General features: G+C 51.2%; 1 protein-coding gene. It reads left to right on the top strand.

All coding sequences use genetic code 11. The features are described from left to right. On the top strand, positions 1–326 hold a 326-nt coding region (locus HY29_RS18080), incomplete at both ends, for a TonB-dependent receptor plug domain-containing protein (RefSeq protein WP_034799882.1).

Here is a 326-nt window from a genome sequence, read left to right as displayed (position 1 = left end):
TACTAGCAACAGTAGCAATCGTTCCGGCTGCTTTTTTTGCGACATCATTCTGTGTCGCTGCGGCACAGGAGTCATCTGCATCTGCGAAATCATCCGATGCGGATCAAAGATATGTTCTGAACAGCGTTACGGTTACGGCCAGTAAACGTGAAGAAGATATTCTGGATGCACCCTATTCGATTTCGGCAGTAACCGGCGAAGATCTTGAGAGGGTCGGTGCGAATGAATACAGGGATTATCTGACGACGGTGCCTGGTGTCGCGCTGGTTGAGACGGGTATCGGGTCGAACAATGTGATCATTCGTGGTCTGGCTACCGCAGCCGGA

The sequence above is a fragment of the Hyphomonas beringensis genome, from assembly GCF_000682755.1.
Classification (GTDB): Bacteria; Pseudomonadota; Alphaproteobacteria; order Caulobacterales; family Hyphomonadaceae; genus Hyphomonas; species Hyphomonas beringensis.
Note: the sequence above shows the minus strand (reverse complement) of the source record. Positions and strands in the feature narration are given on the sequence as shown.